The organism is Cohnella sp. 56 (genome assembly GCF_037963805.1).
In the GTDB taxonomy this organism is placed as follows: Bacteria; Bacillota; Bacilli; order Paenibacillales; family Paenibacillaceae; genus Cohnella.
In genome coordinates this window covers 74369-94586 of sequence record NZ_JAZDQE010000009.1, presented here as the reverse complement: position 1 = coordinate 94586, position 20218 = coordinate 74369, and the positions used below count along the sequence as shown (strand labels likewise).

Here is a 20218-nt window from a genome sequence, read left to right as displayed (position 1 = left end):
GACAGCGGAAGGTTCGTGGCACAGAAAGGGGAAGATGCGGATGAAAAAGAACCCGTTGGGCGCATCCGGGCTATATGTAGGAGAGATCGGGCTCGGCTGCATGTCGCTCGGCACGGAGGAGGACAAGGCGCTCGCGTTGCTCGATGAGGCGCTGGACCGGGGCGTCACGCTGCTCGATACGGCGGACCTGTACGACGGCGGACGCAACGAAGAGCTGGTGGGCAAGGCCATCCGCGGCCGGCGCGCGCAAGTCGTGCTCGCGACGAAGGTCGGCAATCGCCGCATTCCGGGGCAGGAAGGCTGGTCCTGGGACGCCTCCAAGGCATACATCCTCTCGGCGGTCCGGGACAGCCTGAAGCGGCTCGGCACGGATTATATCGATCTGTACCAGCTCCACGGCGGCACGCTGGACGATCCGATCGACGAGACGATCGAGGCGTTCGAGCAGTTGAAGCAAGAGGGCGTCATCCGGGCGTACGGCATCTCCTCGATCCGGCCGAACGTCATCCGCGAGTACGTCGCGCGCTCTGGAATCGCCAGCGTCATGAGCCAGTACAGCATCGTCGACCGCAGAGCCGAGGAGACGGTGCTGCCGCTGCTCGCGGAGGCGGGCATCGGCGTCATCGCGAGAGGGCCAGTGGCGAGCGGCGCACTGGCGGACGGACGAGAGCCGACGAAGAGCGTGCTCGATTACGAGCCGCACGACCTGGTCGCACTGCGCGGCGAGCTGGCGCATCTGACATCGCCCGCGCGCAGCCTCTCCCAGCTCGCCATCCGCTACCCGCTGGGCCATCCGGCGGTCGCCGCCGCCATCCCGGGCGCGAGCTCGCGCGAGCAGCTGCTCCAGAACCTCGCGGCCGCCGAGGTGCCGCCGCTGACCGACGCCGAGCTGGCGGCGATCCGCAGCGTCAGCTCGGCGAACCGCTACGCGCTGCACCGCTGACGGCGCGAGGGCGTAGCGGCAGCGGCGGACGGCGGGGCCTGCCGCTTAGCAGGCGATGCAGATCTTGCCGAAGTGAGCGCCCGCCTTCAGGCGGCGGAGCGCATCCACCGCTTGCTCGAACGGGAATACGCTGTCCACCGCCGGCCGCAGCCCGTGAAGGGCGATCGCCCGGTTCATCGACTCGAACATCGCCCGACTGCCGACGTTGATCGCTTGCAGCCGGGCTTTTTTCAGAATGGCGGGCACGATGGCGAAGTCGGCGACGGCGGCGCCGGACAGCAGGCCGATGACGCTGATCCGGCCGCCGACCTTGAGCGCCGAGACGGACCGGTTCAGCGTCGCTGCGCCGCCGACGTCTACGATATGATCCGCCCCGAGGCCCTGTGTATGCGCCAGTACGGCCTGGTCCCAATCCGCGTTCTTGTTGTAGTTGATGCCGATATCCGCGCCCAGCGCCAGCGCGCGGCCGAGCTTCTCCTCGCTGCCGGAGGTGACGATGACCCGCGCGCCGTGCAGCTTGGCGAATTGCAGCGCGAACAGCGAGACACCGCCCGTGCCCTGCACGACGACCGTGTCGCCCGCGCGCACCTGCCCCTCCTCGACGACGGCATGCCAGGCAGTGACGGCTGCGCAAGGCAAAGTCGCGGCCTCCGCGTCGGTCAGATAATCGGGCACGCGGACGAGCCCCGCCTCCGGCAGCACTGCGTACTCGGCCAGCAGGCCGTCCAGCGGGCTGCCGAGCGTAGACGTCCAGTTCGCCTGCGTCGGCTCACCCTCGATCCAGCTCTGCGCGAAGATGGCGCTGACGCGGTCGCCGATCTTGAATCGGGTCGCTCCTTCGCCCAGTGCGACGATCTCGCCGACGCTGTCGGATACCGGAGTCAGACCTTCGGTGTGCGCAGGGTCGTAGAAGCCCTCGATGACGCCGATGTCGCGGGAATTCAGGGACACGGCCCTGAGCCGGACGAGCGCCTGGCCCGGGCCGGGCTCGGGAATCGGACGGTCGATCTGTACGACATGTTCGAGGCCGAAGCCCCCTTGGATGACGTATGCTTTCATGAATGCCACTCTCCTTGAATAGGGAATAGACATACGATAATTGATTTACTAAACTTTAGTAAGAAGGCACTTTAGTGTGGCATACGAACTTCAAGGTGCGTAAAGGAGGCCGGCGGCTGTGAGGGAGCCCGATATCTCGATCGAGGAATGCAGTTACAGACGGGCGCTGGAGATTGTCTCGAACAAATGGACGGCGTTGGTCATCTATGCCCTGGAGGGCGGGACGATCCGGTACGGCGCCATCAAGAGCCGGATTGCGGACATCTCGCAGAAAATGCTGACCCAGACGCTCAAGCAGCTGGAGCGCGACGGCCTGGTCGTCCGCAAAGTAACGCCCGTCGTCCCGCCGGCCGTAGAATACGCGCTGACACCGCTCGGCACGACACTGCTTCCCTTTTTGCGTCTGCTGAAGGGGTGGTCGGCGGAGCACTATGCGTCCGTGAGTAATGCGCGCGAGGCATACGATGCCGCGCAGAAGGACGCTTTGCCCGGCTGAACGGGAGGGCGGCACTGCCGCCGGCCGCTGCAACATATTGCGAATATTGCGAAAAGCCGGAAGACCTCGTCGAGGCTTCCGGCTTTTTGCGCTGACTATGGGCGTCGTGCGGGCTATAGGTGTCGTGCGGGCGGCGAGGCTCCCATGTCCGACTGGGTACCTGCCGGCGCTCGGCGGGCGTCCGGCAAGTCTAAGCCTTGCCGAACAGCCGCCGGTATTCGGTAGGCGTGACGCCTTCATGCTCCGCGAACCGCTTGTTGAAGTAGCTGGCGCTCGGGTAGCCCGCCTCCTCCGCGATGTGTCCGATCGTGTGCGCCGGACGGTCCAGCAGCCACTGCTTGGCCATCTGCAGCCGGCAGCGAGTCACGAAGTCCATCGGCGCGATTCCCGTCGCCTGGCGGAACAGCTTGCAGAAGTAATGGCGGCTGACGCCGGCGCGGCCGGCCCAATCTTCGAGATTAAAGGGACGGCAGGCTTCCCGCTGCATGTGGGGCAGCAGCTCCGCGATCCGCAGGTCGGTCCGCCCCGCCTTGGCCCCGGTCGCAGGCACCGCCTGCTGCGCGAATTCGGAGAGAAGCGCGTACGTCAGCATGGACAGCCTGACGGGACGCAGCAGTTGATGAGCCTCTGCCTCCTCCAGCAGCTCCAGATGCGCGTTTTCCCACGCCTCCGTGTATCTCAACGAGCAGACTGCGGACCGGTGGAACCCGAGTCTCGCCAGATAATCGCGCAGCTCTGGCCCATAGAAGTGAACCCAGCGTATATCCCAAGGCTCCTCTACGCTGCTGTAATAGCGCTGCCGCTGCAGCGGCAAGTACAATACGGCATCGCCGCGCCGCAGCTCATGGATGCCGGACTCGGTCTCCGCGTAGCCCCGCCCGGCCGCGACATAGTGAATGTTGAAGTTGTTCGGCATGCCGGCTTCTCGCAGTACGGTATGGTCGGGGGAGTCGCGGTAGATGCCGACGGACTCGGGCATGACGAGATAAGGGCTGTCGGAGAGGGTCAACAGATGCGTCTGCCGCTTCACGGCGTCCCGCCTTTCTAGGTGACAATATCGTTATAACTGCAGTTCAATAAGCTATTATTTTAATTTTAAAGCTCGCTAATTATAATGACAATATATTATTAATATGTGCTTGGTTGAAGGAGGATATATGTCAATGGAACGCAAGCTAAGGTGGGGCATTCTCGGTTGCGCGGGCATCGCGGTGCGTGCGGTCATTCCGGGGCTGCAGCAGTCCGAGCGGAGCGAAGTGGCCGCCATCGCGAGCCGCGATGCGGACAAGGCGCAGCGTACTGCGGAGCAGCTCGGCATCGGGACCGCCTACGGCAGCTACGAGGCGCTGCTCGCCGACGATTCGATCGATGCGGTGTACATACCGCTGCCCAATCACCTGCATCTCCCGTGGACGATCCGCGCTGCGGAGGCGGGCAAGCATGTGCTCTGCGAAAAGCCGATCGCGCTCGACGCCGCTGAAGCCGCGCGCATGGCCGAAGCTTGCAGCGAGATGGGTGTACATCTGGCCGAAGCGTTCATGTACCGGCATCACCCTCGATACCGGCTGATCCGGGAGCTGGTCGCGGCCGGCGAACTGGGCGAGCTGCGCGGCATCCACGGCGCCTTTACGTTCAACAACGCGGCCCATCACGAGAACATCCGCTACCGCCGCGATTGGGGCGGCGGCTCCGTATACGACGTCGGCTGCTATCCGATCAGCGCCGCACGGCTGATCCTCGGCCGCGAGCCCGAAGCGGCGACGGCGCACGCGCTGTTCTCCCCCGAGCACGACGACGTGGACATGATGGCGTCCGGACTCGTCGAGTTCGCGGACGGCGTGGCGCTGACCTTCGACTGCGGCATGTGGGCCGCCTCGCGCAATACGCTCGAGGTGCTCGGGACGAAGGGCAGCATCGAGGTGCCGTCGGCCTTCGTCGCAGGCCCGGACGGCGGGTACAACTTCTTCGTCGTGTCCGGCGGCGAGCGGCGGGAGATCGAGGTGTCCCGTGCCAATCAGTACGCACTGCAGGGCGACGACTTCGCCCGCACGGTGCTGGACGGGGCGGCGCAGTCGTTCGGAGCGGACGACGCCGTGAACAATATGAAGGTCATCGACGCAGTGCTGCGCTCCACGCGGGAGCGCGCGCGCATCGAGATTCAATAGATTAGGAGGCGACAAGAGATGGATTTTATTACGATTCCGGGCTCGCGACTGCCCGTTTCTCGCCTGGTCAAGGGCACGGATTACTTTTACCATGATTCGTATGAGCTGGCTGCGACCAATATGGACGCCTTCCTGGCGCTCGGCGGCAACGCCGTCGACAGCGCGCACATATATTGCGGCGGCCAGAGCGAAGAGGTGCTGGGACGGTACATGGAGGAGCGGGGCAACCGCGACCGGATCGTCGTGCTGACCAAGGGCGCGCATCACGATCACAACGGCCCGCGCGTGACCAGGCAGGCGATCGCCGACGACCTGCGCGTGAGCCTGGAGCGGCTGCGGACGGACCATATCGAGCTGTACGCGCTGCACCGCGACGACCCGGACGTCCCGGTCGGCGTCATCGTCGAAGCGCTGAACGAACATATCGAGTCGGGCGCGATCGGCGCGATCGGAGGCTCCAACTGGACGTGGCAACGTCTGCAGGCGGCCAACGAATATGCGGCTGCGCACGGCCTCGTCGGCTTCACCTTCAGCAGCCCGAACCTGAGCCTGGCCAAGGCCAAGGAGCCATACTGGAAGGACGCCGTCTCGGCGGACGCGGCGACTATCGATTGGCATGAGCAGCATCAGCTCCCGCTGCTCTCCTGGTCGTCGCAGGCGCGCGGCTTCTTCACGGGCCGGTTCGGGCCGGACGACCGGAGCGATGCCGATCTGGTGCGCGTGTTCTACAGCGACGACAACTGGGAGCGCCTCGCACGCGCCGAACGCCTCGCCGCCGACAAAGGCGTCACCGCGATTCAGATCGCGCTCGCCTACGTGCTGAACCAGCCGTTCCCGACCTGCGCGCTGATCGGCGCGCGCAACGCCGACGAGCTGCGCTCCTGCGACGAAGCGATGCGCCTCACGTTGACGAGAGAAGAGATGGACTGGCTCGATCTGAAGCGCGAGACGGTATAAAGGTTAGCGGATGCGTTCTGGATATTCGAGATACGAAGGAACCAACAAAATGGCTTGAAATTGACGAGGAATAAAAAATTTAGAAAAACAAAGAAGGGCCGGGGATACTTCTCGGCCCTTCTTTGTTCATGCATACCCGTTCTGTAGGTTATAAGGGGATTTAATCAGTTTTGTAAATCATCCATTTTCCATCTTTTACAAAAATTAAGTTTGCACTTCCCTTGGTACCCGAAGTACTTGTAACATTCACAACAACTATCGCAATTTTGCTAGCATCTAGATCATATTCTTTTGCCACTTCTTTTTTCCTTTTACTATCTAACGATACTTCATCCACAGAACTCATATAAGTGGAACTGGTATATAAACTCAGAATATTTCCTTCTTGAAAAGCTTTGGGATGCCTCATCTCAAGAATCTTGTCTTTATCTTGCTCTTGCATAGCCTTTAAATAAACATTTACTGTTTTTAATAGTTCTTTGTCCAAACCATTGTTTTTAATGTCGTCGATCTTAAGCTTTCCTTTCCGTTCCTTGCCTTTCATCCGTTCACGTATGAGATTTTGATCATAGTCGCCGCCGGTCGGGGAAGGGCTTTCCACGGCTGGACTTGGATTGGATATAGAAGTACTGCTAGGAGTTGGAGTTACTTCTTGTGTATTATGGTTCAAAGCTTCGTTACCCCGCTCAGCACATCCAGTCAGCAAAAGGCCCAATAAGAGAATAGAGATCCATTTTTTCATCTTGGCACCTCCTAAAAGCCTATATTATTATCTTCCAACAGCGAACGCCTACATCGAAATATCTTTTTCTTTATAAAGAGACGAAAAAAACATTAAAAAAGTGACCCGTAGAACGGCCGTTTTTCTTTTTTTCCTGAGGACAAGACACCGAGCTTAAACTAAATTAACTACTCTGAACCCGCCATCCCCCGCCTCTGCCACCATTTATAGCAACGCATCCCGCTTTCGGGCGTATGTACTCTTATATACTCACGGGGAGGGGAACGCGCATGGAAGTCTTTCAAGGCGGCAACACGCAAAAAGTGTACCAAATGCCGCAGCTGCCCAAGCGGACTTGGCGGCTCATTATCATCGGCATCATCGCGGTCATCGTAATCTGGTTCGGCTCGACGATGTTCTACACGGTGCAGGAGCAGGAGCAGGCTGCCATCCTCACATTCGGCAAATACACGGCGACGCAGGAGAAGTCCGGTCTGCACTTCAAGCTGCCGTCGCCGATTCAGCGAGTCGTGAAGGTGCCGGCCAATCTGACGCAGAAGCTGCACATCGGCTATCGCGAGGATGGCGGCGGCAAGGTGACGGCGGTCGAATCCGAGGCGCTCATGATTACCGGCGACGAGAATATCGTCTCCGCCGACGCGGTCATCGAGTGGAGGGTGTCGAACATTCGCGATTACCTGTACAACATCGACGACCCTGAGCAGTTCCTTCGCAACTCCGCCAGCGCGTCGATCCGCTCGGTCATCGGCTCCACCAAGCTCGACTATGCGATCACCGAGGGCAAGACCGTCATCCAGACCGACGTCAAGAAGAAGCTCGAGGAGATCCAGGAGAAGTACGGCACGGGCATCCATATCATCGACCTGAAGTTCCAGGATATCGAGCCGCCCGAAGGCCAGGTCCAGACGGCGTTCAAGGAAGTCACCAACGCGCGCGAGGAGAAGAACACCAAGATCAACCAGGCGCAGAAGTACGTGAACGACCGGCTGCCCAAGGCGCGGGGCGAGGCGCAGGCGCTCCTCGAGCAAGCTGAGGCCCAGAAGAAGTCCCGTATTCTGAACGCGCAGGGCGATGTCGCGCAGTTCAACGCCGTCTACAACGAATATGTCAAAAATCCCGACGTCACCGCCGATCGCCTCATCCTCGAGACGCTCGAGCAAGTACTGCCGAACGCCAAGGTCATCGTCACCGACGGCAGCGGTGACACGGTCAACTATCTGCCGCTCGACAGCTTCCTCAAAAACAGCGGCGCGAAGAACGGCGGTACATCCGGCGGCACAACGACCCAACCTAACGCTGCCCAAGGAGGTGCCGGCCAATGAGTACACGCAAATGGGTCATGACCGGCGCAGGCGCCCTCTTGCTCATCATCCTTCTTTCCGGCTCCATGTTCGTCGTCGGCGAGGGACAGTACAAGGTCGTGCTGAAGTTCGGCGAGGCCACGCGCATCCACCAGTCCCCCGGCATTCATTTTAAGATGCCGTTCATTGAATCCGTACGCACGCTGCCCAAGTATCAGCGCATCTACGACAGTCAGCCGACGACGATTCTGACCAAGGACAAGAAGCCGATCATCGTCGACAACTATTCGGTGTGGCGGATCAGCGACCCGCATCGCTTCCTGCGTTCGCTGCAGACCGTATCGGCGGCGGAGGGGCGCATCGGGGACGCGATCTACAACGCGCTGCGGCGCAAGCTGTCCGAGATCGAATACGGCAGCATCATCAGCGAGACGACGTCGCGCGGCGACATTAACGACGAGATTACCAAGATCGTGCAGGACGTCGCGACCAACCAGAACTACGGCATCGACATCATCGACGTACGCATCAAGAAGACCGATCTGCCCGACGAGAACAAGCAGAGCGTCTACAACCGGATGATCTCCGACCGACAGTCGATCGCGGCGGGCTATCTATCCGAAGGCGACGAGCAATCCCGCAAGGTCACATCCAACGCCGACCGTCAGGCGCAGGAGCTGATCGCGCAGGCCGAGGCCGATGCCAAGAAGATCGTGGCGGAGGGTGAGCAGGAGGCGGCGCGCATTTACAATTCCGCGTACGGCAAGGACCCGAAGTTCTACAAGCTGTATCGCACGCTCCAGAGCTACACGACGACGTTCAAGGGCGAACCGGTCATCATGCTGCCCGCAGACTCGCCGTACACCAAGATTCTGCTCGGTGAGCGGTAGACGACTGCGCAGGAGATTGCCTTCAGGCATCAGGGTAAATAGACAGCATAGAGGGAGGCGATCCGATGAGCGGGAGAGGTTGGATGAGCAGGACGGGACTGGCGCTGCTGCTGGCGGTCGGGCTGGCTGCGCCGGCGCCCGGCGGCAGCGGTGTCGCTTCGGCGGCGGGCGCCGCCAATGCGATCGTCGACGGCAAGCCCGTCGTCTTCGCCGAGGCGGCGCCGGTCATACAGGCGGGGCGCATGCTCGTGCCTGCGCGCGCCATGCTCGAGGCGATGGGCGCGAAGATGAACTGGAATGCCGACACGCGGCTCGTGACGGCGACGATGAAGGCCGCGCAGGGCGGCGGGACCGTGCTGCGCATGAAGATCGGCTCGCCGTACGTCGAGCGCACGCTGACGGACGCGTCCGGTCGGCAGACCGCGTACGTCGTCAAGCTCGATGTGGCGGCGCAGCTGCTGTCGGACAGCACGATGATTCCGCTGCGGGCGAGCGCCGAGCTGACCGGGCACGCGCTCGAATGGCGCGCGGCGACGAAGACGGCCGTCATCGACACGTCCGGCGCGCCGCTCAAGGAAGCGGACATGACCTTCAAGCAATATGCGTTGAGCGGCGATCTGTTCAAGCTGTCGAACGAAGAGATCGAAGTGTTTTTCCGGACGAACGATCTGCGCGCGCGGCACGGCAAGACCAAGCCGCTGGCGCTGAGCGTGCCGCTGTCCCTCGTCGCGCGCCTCAAGTCGGCCGACATGGGCGAGCAGGATTACTTCAGCCACGACTCGCCGACTTACGGCGATCCGTTCGAGATGATGAAGAGCCAGAGCATCAAGTACCGGGCGGCGGCCGAGAACATCGCCGCAGGCCAGCGGACGCCGGAAGCCGTCGTCGCCGGCTGGGAGAACAGCCCGGGCCATCTCGCCAACATGCTGGGCGACTACGCCCAGCTCGGCGTCGGATACGCCTACTATACGGATTCCGACTATCGCAGCTATTGGACGCAGCAATTCATCAGTCCGTAATCGATAGATATGCAGCAGAAGGCCGGCCCCGAGAGGGACCGGCCTTCTGCTGCTTAAGAGATGATCGTGATCGTCGGTGCCGAGATGGTCGGAGGCGTCGTCAGCGCGGAGTCGCCGCCGAAGGTGCCGAATTCCAGCAGGACGGGCATGCCTGCGGTCACATCGTCCGTCGCCAGCACCAGGCTGGCGTCGGTCAGTGTGGACAGGCCGCCTTGCTGCAGCGTGCCGTTGAGGTAGACGTTGTAGTAGCTGTTGCCGGCGGGCACAGGCAGCGTCGTCACCGGCGCGTCCGCATCGTCGAGGAAGCTGGCCGCCGGGATCGTCGTCGCGCCGTCCGCGATCATGCCGGCCGTGAGGACCGCGTAGTAGCGAGTCACAGCAGGCGTGATACTCGTCGTGATGACGCCGCCGGTCGCGACCGGCGCGCTGGCGATCGCGACGATGAGAGGCTTAATGACAGGCATCGCATTCACCTCCCCGCACCGGGAAAATTGCCATGACGGCCCCGGCTCTAAGTTTAGTACATGCCGGCCGCGCCATTTGGCTACGGCGCATTCCCCGCGTCATCCGGCTAAAATGAGCCGGAAGGAGCCGATCCGGCATGAGGAGAGCTTCGGATGACCGGGAGCGCTGCTGGTTGGGCGTCCTTTGCTGCTGAACAGGCGTAATTTCAGAGCGTTACACCATAGGCAGCCGATAACGTCGTTATTCCGCGCTGATGTGCTTCATTGCGTCAGCCCCGGGCACCGGTTCGGAGCGGCACGGCATACAATAAGCTGATGGAGGAAAGGAGGGTTCTCCATGAGCAAAGCCGGAATGCGATGCAAGTGCGGCATTCGGTCCGGGAGGAAGCAGGACTGCAAGCGCCCGCGCGGTCGGGTTAAGGCGGCCGGTGGGCGGAAAACGTGTTTGGCCGGGCGAAGGAAGAAGGGCTGCGGCAGGGCGGGCATCGCCGCCGCTTCGCGCTGCCGGAGAACCCCCGCCGCTCGGAAGGCAATTCATCCGAGCGGCGGGGGCAGTATCGCAGGCGCGCCAGGCCTGCCGGACGAGCGGGGGGCAGCGGGCCCCGCCGGCCCCGTGGGAGCGCCGGGCGTTGCCGGCGCAATCGGCCTCGCCGGGCCGCCCGGCGCTCCAGGCACGCCCGGTCCCGCCGGAGCTGCCGGATCCGCCGGACCTATCGGTCCCGCCGGCCCAGCCGGCCCCGCCGGTCCCCCCGGAGCCGCCGGCTCTGCCGGGCCTGTCGGCCCTGCCGGTCCCCCCGGAGCCGCCGGCTCTGCCGGGCCTGTCGGCCCTGCTGGTCCCACTGGAGCCACCGGCCCCGCCGGACCTGTCGGTTCCACTGGTCCTCCTGGAGCCGCCGGCTCTGTCGGACCTGTCGGCCCTGCCGGTCCCCCCGGAGCCACCGGCCCTGCCGGATCTATCGGCTCAGCCGGACCTGCGGGTCCTACTGGAGCCACCGGCCCCGCCGGACCGCTGCCGACCGGCATCTCGGTGGTGCCGAGCAATGTCCTGTACACCTATTTGCTGGAGGACGATGCGAGCGGCGACACGGTTATCGGCGCAGCGCAGTTTGCCGTGAACGGAGTGCCGGCCGCGTCGTTTGCAGGGCTCGGTCCGAACGCCTACGCCATGCTCTATCTGAACGGGGTGCCGCAGGAGCAGAATATTTACACGTTGACGGCCTCGTCGCTCACGATCGAGCTTGGAGCGGCGACCCTTTATGCAGGCACGCCTGTCATGGTGCAGATCGTCGGCTTTAATGTCGAAGTGACGGGTGACTAGCCGATGCAGCGCGCACTGTACAAAACGGGCCCGAGACCGGCCGTTCCGATGATGGAACGACTGGCCTCGGGCGCCGTAGCCGTAGCCTGCGGGCCCCCGTCCCGGCGATCGTCGATGCCCCGTACGCGGTCGCCTGTACGGCCTGCGGGAGTGCCCCGTGCACGAATCAGTCTGCCGCGGCCGGCTCGATGCCGTCCCAGACCGCGTCGTCCAGCTCCAGCAGGACCGGACAGTGGTCGCTGCCGGTCACCTGGCAGTCGATCGACGCCTCCCGGATGTACGGCGCGAGCCGTGCCGACACGAGGAAGTAGTCGATCCGCCATCCGACGTTGCGGGCGCGCACGCCCGGCATGTAGGACCACCACGTGTACATATCGCCGCGGTCCGGGTACAGGTGGCGGAACGTGTCGATGAACCCCGCGCCCAGCAGCTCGCTCATCTTGCCGCGCTCCTCGTCCGTGAAGCCGGCGTTGCCCCGGTTGGGCTTCGGATTTTTCAGATCGATCTCCTCGTGCGCGACATTCAGGTCGCCGCAGACGACGACCGGCTTGACCGCATCGAGCCGCAGCAGATAGGCGCGCAGCCGATCCTCCCACGTCATCCGCAGCGCGAGGCGCGACAGGTCGCGGCGGGCGTTGACCGTATATATGTTGACGAGATAGAAGCCTGCGAATTCCAGCGTCAGGATTCGCCCCTCGTCCTCCGCGTCCTCTTCGATCCCGTAGCGCACCGACAACGGAGTCCGCTTCGTGAACACGGCCGTGCCGGAATACCCTTTTTGCTGCGCATAATTCCAGTATTGCTCGTACCGTTCCCCGTGGTCCAGACTGAGCTGTCCCTCCTGGAGCTTCGTCTCCTGCACGCAGAACAGATCGGCGTCCAATGCCTCGAAGTAATCGCCAAACCCCTTATTCATGCAAGCTCTCAGCCCGTTCACATTCCACGATGCCAGCTTCATCGGTCCGTCTCCCCGCTCCCTATTATCGTCTTGCACCATTCTACCTCTTGTCCGCGACCTCGGTAAACTGTGATATTTGTCACATACAGTCGAATCCTCCCAGTGTATAAGAAAGGGTAGCATGGTTACAGCTGCCCGCGGGAGGTATGTCATGGAGTGCGATATCAAGCGGCGGGACGACACGCTGCACTTCGTTCTGTCGGGCAAGATCGGTGCGGCCGAAGCGATCGAGCTGCGTCGGCTGATGTTCCCCGAATTGAGGCCGGGCCTGTCCCGCGTCGTGCTCCAGTTGGAGCATGTGACCGATCTGGACAGCTCGGGCCTGGGGCTGCTGCTGGCGGTGAGGAATCTGACCGTCGGCATCGGAGCGGCATTCGAGCTGCGCGGCGGGGATTTGCGACTTCGGCCGAAGCTTGAAGCGATCGGGCTGCTCAAATGACAACCAGAAGGCATCAGGGGAGGCACAAGCATGAGCGTATATCGTGCTTCCGCGAGCGCAGGAGCGGATGAAGAGACAATGCTGCCCCTTTACGGCCGAATCTACCGCGACTCGCAGGAAGCCATCATGATCACGGACCGGTATGCCCGTATCACCCAGGTCAATCCTTCTTTCTCCAGAATTACGGGGTATGCCGAGGAGGAGGTCGTCGGGCGTACGCCGAGCATTCTGAAGTCCGAATGCCAGACGGCCGAATTCTACGCCCGGATGTGGGCGGCGATCCATCTCGACGGCAGGTGGAAGGGCGAGATCTGGAACCGCCGCAAAAACGGCGAGGTATACCCGCAGTGGCTGTCGATCTCCGCCGTCAAGGACGATCAGGGCGAGCTGCACAACTATATGGCGATGTTCCTCGATCTGACCGATTACAAGCGCGCCGAATCCAAGCTGCGGCTGCATGCGCAGGTGTTCAGCCACGCGGGAGAAGGGATCATGATCACCGATACGGACCTGCGCATCCTGTCCGTCAACCGCGCGTTCACTGCGGTTACCGGATATGCGGAGGAGGAGGCGGTCGGTCATACGCCGCTGCTGCTCAGATCCGGCCGGCACGGCAGGGAGTTTTACCGGCATATGTGGGAGAGCATCCTCGCAGCCGGCAGCTGGCAGGGCGAGATCTGGAACCGGCGCAAGAACGGAGAGATATATCCGGAGTATCTGACGATCACGACCCTGCGCGACGAGCATGGCGCCGTGACCAACTACATCGGCATGTTCAAGGACATTACCGAGCGCAAGCAATCGGAGGATCGGCTCAAGTATCTGGCGCACTACGATACGCTGACGGGCCTGCCCAACCGCGCGCTGCTGCAGGACATGCTCCAGGACGTCCTGCACGGCTGCCGCCGCAGCGGCGAACGGCTGGGTGTGCTGTTCATCGACCTGGACCGCTTCAAGTTCGTCAACGACTCGATGGGACACGACACCGGGGACAAGGTGCTGCGGCAGATGGGCGAGCGGCTGAGGCGCGCGATCCGCGCCGGGGACATCGTGTCGAGGTTCGGCGGAGACGAGTTCATCGTCGTGCTGCGGGGACTGAAGGGGGCCAAGGAGGCGCTGGAGACGGCGCGCCGGGTGACGGCGCTGCTGGAGCAGCCGTTCTGCGGTGCGGACAACGAGATTTATATGAATGCCAGCATCGGCATCAGTCTGTATCCGGATCATGGCGGCGATCTGGAGGCGCTGATGCGTTATGCGGACCTGGCCATGTACGAGGCCAAGTCGCAGGGAGCGGGTCCGCAGCTTTTCAACGAGGGAATCAGCAGCGCCTTCCTGCGCAGGCTGCACCTGGAGCGGGAGCTGAGATTCGCCATCGGTCGCGAAGAGCTGCAGCTCGTCTATCAGCCGCAGGTGTCTCTCGCCGACGGACGGTTGACAGGCATGGAGGCGCTGCTCAGATGGCGTCATCCCGAGCTGGGCATGATCGCGCCCGGCGAGTTCATCCCGATTGCGGAGGAGACCGGCCAGATACGCGACATCGGCAGATGGGCGCTCGGCGAGGCTTGCAGGCAGCTGGGCGTATGGCGCCGCGAATCGCGGACCGTGCCCGCGATTGCGGTCAATCTGTCGGGCAGGCAGTTCGTGGCGCCCGATCTGGCGGAGCAGATCCGGAGTATCGTCGCCGAAGCCGGTTGCGAGCCGCATCAGATTGTGCTGGAGATTACGGAGAGCTTCGGCATCGTCGATATGGACGCGGTCATATCGGTGCTGCGCGAGCTCAAGGCGGCGGGCTTCCGCATTGCGATCGACGACTTCGGCAAGGGCTACTCCGCACTCGGCTATCTCAAGCAGCTGCCGATCGACATTCTGAAGATTGACAAGAGCTTCGTCAGCGAGCTGATCTCGGATCCGAAAAGCGAGGTGCTCACGCGGGCGATCATTCAGATGGCCCAAGGGATGGACCTGCGCGTCGTCGCCGAGGGTGTGGAGACACAGCCGCAATGGGGGAGGCTGCGCGAGCTCGGATGCGATATTGCGCAGGGCTTCTTCATCGATCGGCCGATGGCGCCCGGCGATCTGGCGGACCGGTATCTGCCGCCCGCGCATTAAGCGACGGATTAAGATGCCACAGAGGCTGTTTCCCGATCGTGAACGCGACCGGGGAAGGGCTTCTTTTTGCTGCGGCGACAGGCGGCTTGTCTGCCGCCGAACGACGCCCGCAGGCGCCCACCCCGGCAGCCTGTCGTCTCTAAAGTTGCCGTCTCTCCCCGCTGTCAGCAGGACTCGGTCTCGCAATTGTCGAATTATAGCGTTACTTACAACAAGCAGAGGCGAGATACGGCGATGAAGCAGACGTTGGAGCAGCGCGTACGGGCGGCGCTGGCGGACAATCGGATCGAGGAAGCTGTGATCCAACTGGAAAATGAAGCGCTGCTGCGACGGGGGATCGCCCCGTCGCTGCTGTCCGCGCTGCCGGCCGAGCGGCTGGAGGCTTCGCCGCTGCTGCGCCTGGCGCAAGCCGAAGGCATGCTCCGCCGGGGCGAGCTGGCCGAAGCGGGAGCGCGGCTCGAAGGCGCGGTGAGCGGGCTCGCGGCAGGCTCGCTCAACGAACCGATGCTGGTCGCGCTGTCGCTGCTCGCCGTCGTCCATATCCGGACCGGACAGCCGCATGAGGCGGAATCGATACTGCGCTTCCTGCTGGAGGAGCGGGCGCACGGCGGCGGCGAACGCATGCCGGGCGAAGTCCCGTGGGCGCTCGCGATCGGGCATTCGCTGCTCCTGGAGGACGAAGCGGATGTCCTGCGCGAATATCGCGAGGCCGTCGCCGCCTTCGACCGGGCCGGCGACGGCGAACGCGCCGCGCTCGCGCTGCTCGAGGCGCTGACGCGGCATGCCGGCGAGCTGCCGGACGCCCAGTGGAGCGCGCTGCGCATGTCGCTCGGCCAGCGTGCGGCGCTCGGTCGGATCGGCGCGGCTCTGCCGCACTGCGCGGACGCGGTGCGCGCTTGTCGGCGCGGCGATACGGCGGGGGCGCGCGCCGCGCTCGAAGCCTGCCTGGGCCGCAGGGAGGGGCTGCCCTGCCCATACGACCGCATCGCCGGCGTGCTCGAGCTCGCGGTAGCCGCCCGCGAAGGGGCGGCGCCCGATGCGCTCGCGCGCATCGCGTCCGCGCTGGAGGCGCGGGGACTTGATCGGGAGCCCGATATCGGGCTCCGCCTGGACTGGGCGCTCGCGCGGCTGGAAGCCGCGGCCGCATGGGGGGATGCCGCCGCAGCGGAGGCCATGCTGGCGGAGGCGCATGCGCTCGCCGGCTTCGGCCCGATCCCGGCGTCCGGCGAGCGGCTGGCGGAGGCCCGCCGGCTGCTGGACCGCCGCTTCGGCCAAGCGGCCGGGGATGGCGGGGCTGCGGACAGCGGAGGGCCGGGCGGCAGCGCGGGGACTGCCGATCGCGCGCGAGGCGGAGATCATATCGCCGCTGCCGGACCGGACGGCGGCGATGTCTCCCGCGCCGGCGCGGACGATTGCGCCGGGCGCACGATCAAGCTGTTCGGCGGCGTCCGGTTCGTGCGGGAGGACGGCACCGACGTGCCCGGCGTCCGCTGGAAGCGCACCAAGACCAAGGAGCTGCTGCTGTACCTGCTGCTCAGTCCCCGACGCGCGGCTTTGCGGGAGCAGCTCGTGGCCGATTTGTTTCCCGATGCCGACGGGGACAAGTCCGACAATCGCTTCTATGTCACGTCCCACCAGCTCAAGCAGGTCATCGCCGGCTGTCTTGGCGAGGCGCAGGGCATCGTCGTCCGGGAAGGCTTCGCACGGCTCAAGGAAGGGCTCGTACCCGAGACGGATGCCGAGCGGTACGAGCGGCTGACGGACGCTGCCGTGCGGCTGTGGCCGATCGATCGCGGCGCGGCGCTCGCGCTGTACGAGGAGGCGGTGCCGCTCTATGGCGCGCTCGCGCCGGAGCTGCCGTACGCCGACTGGCTCCTGCGTCTGCGCGAGACGCAGCTGGAGCGCCAGGGAGAGGCGCTGCGCCGTCTCGGAGAAGCCGCCGCCGCCGCAGGGGACGCTGCGGCGGCCGAGAGCCGGATGCGCGAGCGGATTCGCCTGCAGCCGCTGCTGGAGGAAGCGCATCAGGACCTGATCGCCTTCCTCTGCGAGCGGGGCAAGCGCTCGGAGGCCGAGGACATCTACAGACAGCTGGAGCGTCGGCTCGGCAGCGAGCTCGGTGCCGCACCGGTCGCCAGGACCCGGCTGCTGCTGGAGGGTTAGCACGATGCCGCTGAAGCCCGGGTCTCCGCTCATGCCGCGTTTCCTCGTATTGTTCGCCGCCGGCGGCGCGCTTGTACTCTGCTGGTCGTTTCTCGAGAGCTACTTTATCAAGCGACTGTCGCTCGCCTTTCAGATGCGCATCGCGATCCCGCTGACCTCGCTCATCCTGTTGATTCTGGTTGTCGGGCTTGGACTGTTCGTATGGCGGCGTCTCGGCGCGGCCGCCCGCGCCGGCGTATCCGGGGAGACGGCGGGCGCCGAGGCCCGGGCGTTCCGCAATCTGCTGCGTCTGCCGTGGGAGCTGTTCGTATGGACGGTGCTGTACGCCGTCGTCGCCATCCCGGCGTATCACGTCATCCACTATGCGCTGATCGGCCACTCGCTGCTTCACGTGGGCGCCTCCTATTGGCAAAATTTCATCCGCAGCTTCATGTACGAGCTGTGCGTCGGCACCAGTGCCGCGATCCTGTACTACTCCGTCTCGCGCCGCCTGATCCGGCCGGCGCTCGCCCGGCTGGCGCATGTGCAGAGCGAGCGGCTCGAGGGACGCAGCTTCCTGACGCTGCTGACGACGACCTTCGGCGCCCTGCTGATGATCAACCTGCTGTCCGTCCTGTGGTACGTCTGGGTCGCCGAAGCCAAGCACGAGCCGTTCCGGTGGGCCGTGCTGCTCGCGCTCGTCGGGCTGGAGTGGCTGTTCGCGGGCGCGATTCTCGTCATGCTCGCCGCGGGCTTCCGCCGCGAGCTGCAGCTGCTCGCCTCGGGTCTGCGCGCCTTGCTGCTGGGCGACCGCGGCGCTGCGCGGCCCAAGATGCCCGTGCTCGCCTCGGACGAGATCGGTGAGCTGGCGGTCGCGTTCAACCGGCTGCAGGAGCGGCTGCACCGCGACTATGAGGAGATGGCCGGCGAGCTGCGGCTCGCGCGGGGACTGCAGCTCGGCCTGCTGCCGCCTGCGCGCCAGACGCTCGGCGGATTCGATCTGGCGGCGATGGCCGAGACATCCGCCGAGGTCGGCAGCGGCTTTTACGATGTGGCGCCGTTGCGGGGAGGCGGGTTCGCGGCCGTCGTCGGCGACGCCTCGGGCGAGGGCTTGCCGGCGGCGCTGCAGATGTCCGCGGCCATGCTGCTGCTCCGCGCCGAGCTGGACGGGCATGGGACGCCGGAGGCAATGCTGGAGCGGTTCGGGGCGGTGCTGCAGGAGGTTTACCCTGCGGGGGCGGAGCTGTCCGCAGGCGTCGTCGTGGCGGACGCGGCGGGCAGCGAGGTCGCGATCGCGCTGCAGGGCGGCATGCGGGGCTGGCTGCGCCGCGGAGCCGATGCCGAAGACGCAGGCAGGCCGCTGGCCGCCGGCGAGCGCTTGCGGCTGCGCGCGGGAGACCGCGTCTGCCTGTATTCGGCCGCCGCGGCCGAGGCGGCGCTGCGGACCGGCGGGCTGCCGGGTTTGCGGCCGCCGGACGAGGTGAGGTCGAACGAGGTGCGGTCGAACGAGGTGCGGTCGAACGAGGTGCGGTCGGACGGGCTGCCGCCGGACGATGGGGGGCGGGCGCTCGCGGCCCTGGAGCCCGGGGAGCCGCTGGCCCGGCAGCTGGCGGCGGGTCTCATGCGCATGCGCGCGGCTTCGGGGCCGCGCGCACAGGGGGATGCGGTCGCCCTGCTGCTGGCCGCGAAGGAGGCGGTCGACCCGTGAAGCAGCGCTCGCCGACTTTTATTTTGTCGCTCATGGCGATGTATCTGAGCCTGCTGGCAGCGGGCGCGGGGCTGCTGCTGCTCTACCTGCGCGTCTGGCATGTCCCGGGAGATCCCGCCGGACTGGCGCGGCTGTTCTTGTTCGCGGCGGCCGTCGCGGCTGCGTGCTTCGCCGGGTTCCGGTACGTGGCGGCCCGCTTCCGCAGACGGCTGCGGGACATGATCGACGGCATGTACGGCATGCTCGAAGGGAGGGGCGCGCCGCACAGCGGCCGCATCGAGATCGCGACCACGGACGAGCTCGGCCAGCTCGGCATGGCCTTCAACGATCTGCAGGCGTATACTGCCCGCAGGTTCGCGGCGGCGGAGCGGGAGCTGCGGCTGTCGGACCGCCTGCAGCGGCGCCTGCTGCCCGCCGGGCGGCGCGAAGCGGCGGGCTGCCGCATCGCGGCCGTCTGCCGCCAGACCGCCGCCGTCGGCGGCGATCTGTACGATATCGTGCCGCTCGGCGAAGATCGGGTTGCCGTCCTGATCGGCGATGTGGCGGGCAAGGGCATGCAGGCCGCGCTGCTCATGTCGGGCGTCATGGCGCTGTTCCGGCGCGAGATCCGGCTGGGCGGCTCGGCTGCGGACACGCTCGGCCGGCTGAACCGGACGCTCGGCGGCGCGCTGCAGGGACAGACCTACGTCACGGCCGGACTGGCGATCTTCGACCGCGCGTCGGGCGCCGTCGATTATGCCAGCGCCGGGCATATGCCGCCGTACCTGCTGACCGGGGACGAGCTGTCCGAGATCGAGGTGTCCTCGCTGCCGCTCGGTATCGCGGACACGTCGGCGTACCGCAGCGTGACGATCCCGCTCCCGCCCGGCGCCCGGCTCGCGCTGTTCACGGACGGCATGATCGAATGCGCCGGTCCGGACGGCGGCATGCTGGGCTTCGACGGCTTTGAGGCGCTGCTGCGCTCGCTCGATCCCCGGCTCGATTCCTTCCGGCAGCTTGAGCGGTTGATGGAACAGCTGGACGCAGCGTCGGCCGCCGCAGCGGATATCGCGTCCCGAGCGGGACCCGGCAGCAGCCGCGCGCTTGACACCGACGACCGTACGCTTGTGCTGATCGAACGCCTGTACTGACTCAACACTCGAACTGACTCAACACTCGAACTGACTCAACACTCGAACTGATTCAACGCCGGAACTGACTCAACGCACGAACTGATCCAACGCACGAACTGATCCAACGCACGAACTGATCCAATGCACGAACTGACTCAACGCACGAACTGATCCAACGCTGGAACTGACTTAACGCACGAACTGATCCAATGCACGAACTGAATCAACGCACGAACTGATCCAACACCCGTACCGGGTCTCAACGCTCTTACTAATCGAGCAACCGGCTTTCGCACATCGGCGGATGTGTAAGACTTTTGTAAGGATCGGGGTGATACGGTGGGAGCAAACGATGCGCGCCCCATGCGGGCGGCCGGCGAGGGCGAGGAGGACAAACGG

Annotated in this window: 18 protein-coding genes; 13 read left to right on the top strand and 5 right to left on the bottom strand. The window is 64.7% G+C overall.

Translation table 11 applies throughout. From position 1 onward, the window contains the following. The first annotated feature begins 40 nt into the window (after positions 1–40). The gene (locus tag VQ071_RS16650) at positions 41–943 is read left to right on the top strand and encodes an aldo/keto reductase (RefSeq protein ID WP_340515225.1); all 903 of its coding nucleotides are present in this window, start codon (positions 41–43) and stop codon (positions 941–943) included. 45 nt (positions 944–988) lie between these two features. Here VQ071_RS16650 and VQ071_RS16645 read toward each other — a convergent pair whose 3' ends face one another. After that, a complete protein-coding gene (locus VQ071_RS16645) occupies positions 989–2002 on the bottom strand; it encodes a zinc-dependent alcohol dehydrogenase family protein (protein WP_340515224.1) in 1014 nt (337 codons plus the stop codon). Positions 2003–2120: 118 nt separating this feature from the next. Here VQ071_RS16645 and VQ071_RS16640 point away from each other — a divergent pair, with 118 nt between their 5' ends. Beyond that, positions 2121–2498, top strand: coding sequence for a winged helix-turn-helix transcriptional regulator (locus VQ071_RS16640; RefSeq protein WP_340515223.1), 378 nt, complete (start codon positions 2121–2123; stop codon positions 2496–2498). Between the two features lie 190 nt (positions 2499–2688). Here the strand turns inward: VQ071_RS16640 and VQ071_RS16635 are convergent, their stop codons facing one another. Next, positions 2689–3528 carry a helix-turn-helix transcriptional regulator gene (locus VQ071_RS16635; RefSeq protein ID WP_340515222.1) on the bottom strand — a complete coding sequence of 280 codons (840 nt, stop codon included), beginning with the start codon at positions 3526–3528 and terminating at the stop codon, positions 2689–2691. Between the two features lie 133 nt (positions 3529–3661). On the opposite strand from VQ071_RS16635, the gene VQ071_RS16630 reads away from it, so the two are divergent. Both VQ071_RS16630 and VQ071_RS16625 read left to right on the top strand, forming a co-directional pair. After that, the gene (locus tag VQ071_RS16630; protein ID WP_340515221.1) at positions 3662–4663 is read left to right on the top strand and encodes a Gfo/Idh/MocA family protein; all 1002 of its coding nucleotides are present in this window, start codon (positions 3662–3664) and stop codon (positions 4661–4663) included. Positions 4664–4681: 18 nt separating this feature from the next. Further along, a complete protein-coding gene (locus tag VQ071_RS16625; protein ID WP_340515220.1) occupies positions 4682–5620 on the top strand; it encodes an aldo/keto reductase in 939 nt (312 codons plus the stop codon). 160 nt (positions 5621–5780) lie between these two features. On the opposite strand, the gene VQ071_RS16620 is transcribed toward VQ071_RS16625, so the two are convergent. Continuing rightward, positions 5781–6362, bottom strand: coding sequence for a hypothetical protein (locus VQ071_RS16620; RefSeq protein WP_340515219.1), 582 nt, complete (start codon positions 6360–6362; stop codon positions 5781–5783). Between the two features lie 269 nt (positions 6363–6631). Here VQ071_RS16620 and hflK point away from each other — a divergent pair, with 269 nt between their 5' ends. The 3 genes from hflK to VQ071_RS16605 all read left to right on the top strand — a co-directional run bounded on the left by hflK (position 6632) and on the right by VQ071_RS16605 (position 9572). Continuing rightward, positions 6632–7684: an FtsH protease activity modulator HflK gene (gene hflK / locus VQ071_RS16615; RefSeq protein ID WP_340515218.1), complete on the top strand. Its 1053-nt coding sequence runs from the start codon at positions 6632–6634 to the stop codon at positions 7682–7684. After that, positions 7681–8553, top strand: a complete 873-nt coding sequence (gene hflC / locus VQ071_RS16610; protein WP_340515217.1) for a protease modulator HflC — start codon at positions 7681–7683, stop codon at positions 8551–8553. The genes hflK and hflC overlap by 4 nt, the downstream gene beginning before the upstream one ends. Before the next feature lie 65 nt (positions 8554–8618). Then, positions 8619–9572 carry a stalk domain-containing protein gene (locus tag VQ071_RS16605; RefSeq protein WP_340515216.1) on the top strand — a complete coding sequence of 318 codons (954 nt, stop codon included), beginning with the start codon at positions 8619–8621 and terminating at the stop codon, positions 9570–9572. 53 nt (positions 9573–9625) lie between these two features. Here VQ071_RS16605 and VQ071_RS16600 read toward each other — a convergent pair whose 3' ends face one another. Next, positions 9626–10036: a DUF4183 domain-containing protein gene (locus VQ071_RS16600; protein ID WP_340515215.1), complete on the bottom strand. Its 411-nt coding sequence runs from the start codon at positions 10034–10036 to the stop codon at positions 9626–9628. Positions 10037–11066: 1030 nt separating this feature from the next. On the opposite strand from VQ071_RS16600, the gene VQ071_RS16595 reads away from it, so the two are divergent. Beyond that, positions 11067–11354 (top strand): DUF4183 domain-containing protein, encoded by a 288-nt coding sequence (locus tag VQ071_RS16595; protein ID WP_340515214.1) that lies wholly within the window; start codon positions 11067–11069, stop codon positions 11352–11354. A 166-nt stretch (positions 11355–11520) separates the two neighbouring features. On the opposite strand, the gene VQ071_RS16590 is transcribed toward VQ071_RS16595, so the two are convergent. Further along, positions 11521–12312 carry an exodeoxyribonuclease III gene (locus tag VQ071_RS16590; RefSeq protein ID WP_340515213.1) on the bottom strand — a complete coding sequence of 264 codons (792 nt, stop codon included), beginning with the start codon at positions 12310–12312 and terminating at the stop codon, positions 11521–11523. Positions 12313–12463: 151 nt separating this feature from the next. Between VQ071_RS16590 and VQ071_RS16585 the strand changes: the two genes are divergently transcribed. From VQ071_RS16585 to VQ071_RS16565, 5 genes are all read left to right on the top strand, one after another. Then, the gene (locus VQ071_RS16585; RefSeq protein WP_340515212.1) at positions 12464–12751 is read left to right on the top strand and encodes an STAS domain-containing protein; all 288 of its coding nucleotides are present in this window, start codon (positions 12464–12466) and stop codon (positions 12749–12751) included. Between the two features lie 30 nt (positions 12752–12781). Further along, complete coding sequence (locus tag VQ071_RS16580) at positions 12782–14860, top strand: sensor domain-containing protein (RefSeq protein ID WP_340515211.1); 2079 nt, start codon at positions 12782–12784, stop codon at positions 14858–14860. A gap of 234 nt (positions 14861–15094) precedes the next feature. Continuing rightward, on the top strand, positions 15095–17020 hold the full coding sequence (locus tag VQ071_RS16575) for a BTAD domain-containing putative transcriptional regulator (protein ID WP_340515210.1): 1926 nt from the start codon (positions 15095–15097) through the stop codon (positions 17018–17020). Between the two features lie 4 nt (positions 17021–17024). Continuing rightward, positions 17025–18707: a PP2C family protein-serine/threonine phosphatase gene (locus VQ071_RS16570; protein WP_340515209.1), complete on the top strand. Its 1683-nt coding sequence runs from the start codon at positions 17025–17027 to the stop codon at positions 18705–18707. Then, a complete protein-coding gene (locus VQ071_RS16565; RefSeq protein ID WP_340515208.1) occupies positions 18704–19837 on the top strand; it encodes a PP2C family protein-serine/threonine phosphatase in 1134 nt (377 codons plus the stop codon). Before VQ071_RS16570 ends, VQ071_RS16565 begins: the two co-directional genes overlap by 4 nt. The last annotated feature ends 381 nt before the right edge of the window (positions 19838–20218 follow it).